The organism is Campylobacter sp. P0085 (assembly GCF_002139495.1).
GTDB lineage: Bacteria > Campylobacterota > Campylobacteria > Campylobacterales > Campylobacteraceae > Campylobacter > Campylobacter devanensis.
In genome coordinates this window covers 214,719-221,334 of record NZ_MJKB01000005.1, presented here as the reverse complement: position 1 = coordinate 221,334, position 6,616 = coordinate 214,719, and the positions used below count along the sequence as shown (strand labels likewise).

At 35.4% G+C, this 6,616-nt stretch carries 5 protein-coding genes; 2 read left to right on the top strand and 3 right to left on the bottom strand.

All coding sequences use genetic code 11. The features are described 5' to 3' along the window. Positions 1-280: 280 nt before the first annotated feature. Complete coding sequence (locus CIGNP85_RS07290; protein ID WP_086287681.1) at positions 281-1,876, top strand: flagellin B; 1,596 nt, start codon at positions 281-283, stop codon at positions 1,874-1,876. Between the two features lie 95 nt (positions 1,877-1,971). Here CIGNP85_RS07290 and CIGNP85_RS07285 read toward each other — a convergent pair whose 3' ends face one another. From CIGNP85_RS07285 to pta, 3 genes are read right to left on the bottom strand one after another with little or no spacing between them, the layout of a single operon-like run. Continuing rightward, positions 1,972-3,264 carry a DUF2920 family protein gene (locus CIGNP85_RS07285; RefSeq protein WP_086287679.1) on the bottom strand — a complete coding sequence of 431 codons (1,293 nt, stop codon included), beginning with the start codon at positions 3,262-3,264 and terminating at the stop codon, positions 1,972-1,974. Continuing rightward, on the bottom strand, positions 3,261-4,463 hold the full coding sequence (locus CIGNP85_RS07280; protein WP_086224869.1) for an acetate kinase: 1,203 nt from the start codon (positions 4,461-4,463) through the stop codon (positions 3,261-3,263). The genes CIGNP85_RS07285 and CIGNP85_RS07280 overlap by 4 nt, the downstream gene beginning before the upstream one ends. Then, on the bottom strand, positions 4,464-5,831 hold the full coding sequence (pta, locus tag CIGNP85_RS07275; protein WP_086241000.1) for a phosphate acetyltransferase: 1,368 nt from the start codon (positions 5,829-5,831) through the stop codon (positions 4,464-4,466). 71 nt (positions 5,832-5,902) lie between these two features. Between pta and flgH the strand changes: the two genes are divergently transcribed. Then, a complete protein-coding gene (flgH, locus tag CIGNP85_RS07270; protein ID WP_086241001.1) occupies positions 5,903-6,616 on the top strand; it encodes a flagellar basal body L-ring protein FlgH in 714 nt (237 codons plus the stop codon).

Here is a 6,616-nt window from a genome sequence, read left to right as displayed (position 1 = left end):
AACCCACAAATTTAATCACACCCCCATAATATTTTAATATCTCATCCAATCCAATCTAAATCCACTCTAAAAATTATAAAATCACTTAGCCTAAATCTATAATATATAATCTAAATTTTATAAATTACTCAAATTTATTAAAAATTTGCAATATTTTCTTCAAATTTATCAAAATCCCCCCCCCCATATATAAACTTTTTAATATTTGGTTCGATATAATAAAAACACACCCTAAATGGATTTAAGTTTTATAGGGAAATCTTAACACAAAGGAAAAATTATGAGCTTTAGAATAAATACTAACATCGCAGCGATGAATGCTCACGCAAACTCACAAATCACAGATAGAGAGCTTACTAGCTCACTTGGTCGCCTAAGCTCAGGTCTTAGAATTCAAACAGCAGCTGATGATGCATCTGGTCTTGTTATTGCTGATTCACTAAAAAGCCAAGCTAGCTCTTTAGGTCAAGCTATATCTAATGGTAATGATGCAATTGGTATTGTTCAAACTGCTGATAAAGCTATGGATGAACAGATTAAAATACTTGATACTATTAAAACCAAAGCTATCCAAGCAGCTCAAGATGGTCAAAATGCTGATTCTAGAAGAGCACTTCAAAATGATATATCAAGACTTCTTGAAGAACTAGATATGATAGCTACTACTACAAGCTTTAATGGCCAACAACTACTAAATGGAAATTTTTCAAACAAAAACTTCCAAATTGGTGCTTATAGTAATGAAACTGCAAAAGTAAGCATAGGTGCTACAAACTCAAATACAATTGGGCATACTAGGTTTGAGACTACAAGAAATGCTGTTGTATCTAATATTTCAAATGTTAATGATTTAACTGTAAAACTTAGCGGAATTGATGGCTATCCAAATGGTTACACTTTTCAAGTTATACCAGGTAATGTATTAAGAACTGATGGCTATAAAGCCGTAGCTGATATGATGAATGGCGTTTCAGATAAAACCGGTATTAGGGCAAAGGTTAATAATACTCAAATTATGAGTCAGGCTGTAGCTGCTGGAACTATTAAAGGTCTTACTATCAATGGCGTAACAATAGGTAATATTAAAACTCAAGTAAACGATGCCGACAATGCTTTAACTGCAGCAATCAATGCTAAAAAAGATGAAACTGGAGTAGAAGCAAGCTTGCAAAATGGTCGTCTAGTATTAGCTGCTAAAGACGGTAGATCTATTAGAATTGGCGCCATTTCAACAGGTGCTACTGCCTTAATGGGCGCTAAAGCTGGTGCTTCAATGGCCAGTATATCTACAGGTAAAAATGCTCATAGTGCTGGTTTAGTAATGTTGGGTCAAATTACCTTTATTCGCCAAGATGCTAGAGACATTAAAATCGGTTTAAATGGTATGTCTACAATATCAGGATTAGGTTTTAGCGATGCTGTTATATCGCTTGCTAGTGAGGCATCTAAAGCCTATAACCAGGCTAGTGTAAATTTAAAATATATGAATGCTGGAACAATAACCAAAGAAATGGCTCAAGCTATGGGCTTTTTTGATGGTAATGTTTCTCAAGCAAATTTATATACAGACCAAGCCGGTGGCGTAAATACTTATGGTGGTGCTCAAGCTATGGTTGATGTAGCTGAAGCAGCTAGAAAAACTCTAGATAAATTAAGAGCTGACCTAGGTTCAGTCCAAAATCAATTAGTAGCTACTATAAATAATATTACAGTTACCCAAGTAAATGTAAAATCAGCTGAATCTCAAATAAGAGATGTAGACTTTGCTAGTGAGAGTGCAAACTTCTCTAAATTTAACATACTAGCCCAAAGTGGAAGCTACGCTATGAGTCAGGCAAATGCTGTACAACAAAATATATTAAGACTACTACAGTAGCTTAAATTTAAATCTTTAATAGCTTAAATTTACTCGCAATGCTTAGCCATTGCGAGGGTTTATTTAAACATAAAATCTAAATTTATTTTATCGCTTTATTTTTTCTTTTTACACTCTAAGCTAACTTGGTTATCTTTTTGACTAAATTCATATGTATATTGGCTAGTTTCTAGCGTGATTACTGGCTCGCATTTTGGACGCTTGTTGGCTGCGATTTTATTTAAAATCCATTCGTAATTATTAGCTACAAGTAGTTTAATGCTCATATCCATTCCGTGAGATAGATTTTTGATAAATTTACCATCAACTCTAGATTTATCGCTTACGATATCAAGAGTAGCATCAAAGCCATTGGCTTGTAATTGCTCATAAAATTTAATCTTTTCATCAATTGGTGCTACACTATCACCTTTTACATGGTAGCATTTAAAAATCGGTTTTGGATAGTTGCTAAGTACTTTTAGATGATTAGGTTCATTGACGTCTCTAATCTCATATCTAGAGCGACTAAAATAGTTTGGGCTTTGCGAATTTGATGTCCAAAATGTCTTATCTGAGACGCATAGGTGAAAGTTTTCATTATCTCTACTATCTCGCCTATATCTCATAAAATCAATCTCTTTACCAAATCCAATAGTACGGAATGTTCCTGGCTGGTAGTCTTTTTTATCAAATATTTCAGTGCTTAGGTTCCAACCGCAATTATCCAAAACAGCATCTACAGCCCATGGGGCAAATTTAGCACAGAGATTAGCTATATATCCGCCATGGCTTGAGCCTACATAGATTGCAGCAAGCTGCCCATTTTGACAATTAGGATGAAGCTTAAATGGAGGATTGTTTTTAATATATAAAACTGAATTTACCACATCAAGTGCAGCCATTAGGCCAAAGTTTTGATACTCGCCATTTGGTGGAGTTAATGTCATATGCATAGGCATTTTAAAATCTCGTATAAGCTTGCCAGTTAATTTTTGCATTCCAATGAAATTATATAGATGCTCATTGACAAAGTCCCAAATCTCTTCTGATTCCATTTTGGTTAGTTCTATATTATCTGGAATTGGATTGCCAATATTCTCAGCTACTGTTTTAAGGATTAACTCATCAATCTCATCAATGCTAAATTTTGCCACTGGTGGATTGCTTTTGACACCAAAATAATTAACTGTAATTACAGCAGCATCAAGGTCTCTTGCTATGCTATGAGCTAGATTGTCTCTATAATAGGTGTCACCATCTTCGCCAAGACCTGGAATAACAGCTATAAGCGCTCTAATCTCTTTAGTGCTATCATAGGTGAGCTTAAACTCAAGCTTTGAGTTACGCTTTATATCTAGTTCAGCGTCGTTTATTCCATCTATTTGATAGTCAATTGTCTTTATCACTTATTGCCTTTATTTTTAATTATTCTTAGTGCATCTTGGGCGATGGCTAGCTCTTCGTCAGTTGGGACTATGGCTATGCGGACTTTGGAGTCGATTTGGCTTATGCGTCGTGGTTCATCTTTTGACTCTTTATTTTTAATTTTATCAATTTTGATATCAAAAATCTCTAGACCTTCGCAAACTGCCTCTCTGATTCTAGCGTCATTTTCGCCAATTCCAGCAGTAAATATAATTGAATCGATTTTACCTAAAATTGCAATATACGCACCAATGAATTTTTTCACCTTTAGCACAAACATATCAAACGCAAGCTTAGCATTCTCATCTCCTGCATCCATCTTTTGTTCTATTATACGCATATCGTTGCTACCGCCGATGGCTAATAGGCCAGATTTTTTATTCATTATATTATCAACTTCTTTAGCGCTTAAATTTGCATTTTCCATCAAAAATGGCATAATCGCTGGGTCTATGCTTCCGCAGCGTGTTCCCATCATTAACCCTTCAAGCGGAGTTAACCCCATTGTAGTATCTATACATTTGCCATTTTTTATCGCTGCAATACTAGCACCATTTCCAAGATGTAGAGTGATACAGCTAAATTTATCATAATCAATATTTAAGATTTTAGCAGCTGCTTTAGAGACAAATTGATGAGATGTACCGTGAAAGCCATATTTGCGAATTTTATATTTCTCATAAAATTCAATCGGCAAAGCATACATATATGAGCTTTTTGGCATAGTTTGGTGAAAGACTGTATCAAATACAGCGACATTTGGGATATCTGGGCGAACTTTTAGCGTCTCTCTCATTCCAGCTAGGTGAGCAGGATTGTGAAGCGGAGCTAATGGTATAAGCTCTTCAATCTTTGCCATTACACTCTCATCTATTAATACTGCATCACTAAAAACATCAGCACCTTGAACGACTCTGTGACCTACACCATCAATTTCATCTAAGCTATTTACTACTCCAGAATTAAATAGCAACTCATTCATAATATCTATACCTTGAGCGTGATTGGCTATGGGCCTAGATATCTCTTTGATACTTCCATGAGCGGTGGAGATTTTAGCAAAGGAGTTATCTGAGCCTATTTGTTCAATTAGTCCTTTGCACATTACGCTCTCATTTTTCATATCATAGAGTTTAAATTTAATAGAACTACTACCAGAGTTAATAACTAAAATTTTCATCTACTCTCCCTGGATTGCGCTAATTAGTGCAGTATTTACGATATCTTCGACCAAGCAACCACGACTTAAATCGTTAATTGGCTTATTTAATCCTTGCAATATTGGCCCAATAGCTAAAGCATTTGCTGTTCTTTGGACTGCTTTGTAGCAGATGTTTCCACAATTTAAATCTGGAAAGATAAATACATTTGCATTTCCGGCAACTTTTGAATTTGGTAGTTTTTTGGCTGCTACTACTGGATCAATGGCTGCATCAAATTGGATTGGACCTTCTACATCTAGGCTTGGGTCTAGCTCTTTTAAGATTTTAGTAGCCTCTATAATAGCATCAACGCTTGGGCCACTTCCGCTATCTCCTGTAGAGTAGCTAAGCATAGCAACTTTAGGTTCAAAGCCAAACTCACGAGCTGTAGCAGCTGTAGCAATAGCAGCACCGGCTAGATCTTTTGGTGTAGGATTTGGCATAATAGCACAATCTGCATAGAAGTGAATTTGGCCATTAGCACACATAATAAAGCTACCACTAACGCTAGTAACGCCAGGTTTTGTTTTTATAAATTGCAAGGCTGGACGGATGGTTTGGGCTGTAGTTGTACTAGCGCCACTTACCATTGCGCTTGCTAGTCCTTTATACACAAGCATAGTGCCAAAATATGTTCCATCTTTTATTAGTTCTTTGGCTTTTTCTAGCTCCATACCTTTACTTTTACGAAGATCATAAAGAGTAGTAGCAAATTCTTCTAAAAGTTCACTATTAGCTGGATTTATAATTTTAGCTTTGCTCAAATTTAGCCCTAATTCATTAGCTCTTTTATTGATATCATTCTCATCGCCAAGAAGAATTAAACTAATAGCACCGCTATTTAGCAAGATATCGCACGCTTTAAGAACTCTATCATCATCGCTTTCTGGTAATACTACAGTTTTTAGCTTTTGGGCAGCTTTTTGATAGAGTAGGGTTTCAAATTTAAGAGGAGTTATATAGTTGCTTTGAGTATTTTTAATCTCATCAATGCTTTTTAATGATTTAAATCCAAGCAGCTTAGCTTTATAAGCAGTTTGATTGCTAAGCAAAAATGGAGCATTTAGATTGCGAGCAAGCAATGAGTCAAGGAGTTCATCGCCAGATCCAATTATTATTATAAACTCAGCCTTAATGCTACTGAATTTATCCATTACAGCTTTGATTAGTTCATTTTCTTTGCCTGAATTTAGTAGAGTGATTGCTTCATTAAGAGTGAAAACTTTAAATTCGCCATCATCGCTAATGGGTAAAATCGTAACACCTTGGCTAAATTTAGAGCTTAAAACATCTCTAAATTCACCATTTTCATAGTCGCTTTTTAAGATATAAATCGATTTTAGCATTGTTTTATCCTATATTTGGTATTATTTTAACGAATTATTAGTATATTGTATCATAAAATTGAGAGTTATTTATGAAAAAAGTTTCTTTTTTTACACTAATTTGCGTTGCAGGCATTGGGCTTGGCGGTTGTACAACTGGGGCTGATCCACACATTTCAATGGCACCACCAACATATGTAGAAGAGTTGCCAAGTCGTGTTCAAGGTAATGGAGTAGGAAATCCTGGAAGTTTATTTGGTAAAGGGGATAATCCGCTATTTTCTGATAGAAAAGCGATGAATGTCAATGATATTGTAACGGTTATAATTAGAGAAAATGCCAATCAAAGCTCACAGGCTGATCGCTCAACCTCTAAAGATAGCTTAACATCGCTAAAAGGTGGAGCATTTACTACGCCTGAAGGCTCACCATTAAAAGGACCACTAAATGATATTAATAAAATAGCTGGTATAGGATTTAGCGCTGGAAGTGGTAGTAGCTATTCAGGTGGGGGTTCAACTAGTAGGACTGAGGCATTTACTACTACGATTTCAGCTAGGATTATTAAAGTTTTAAGCAATGGTAATTACTTTATCGAAGGTAGTAAGGAAATTTTGCTAAATAATGAAAAACAGATAATGCAAATTAGTGGAGTGATTCGTCCATACGATATTAGCCAGTATAATGAGATTGAATCTAGACATATATCTGATGCTAAAATATTATATAAAACCGAAGGCGACCTTCAGCGTGCGACTGATAAACCATGGGGAACTCGTGTTTTAGAGACGATTTGGCCATTTTGA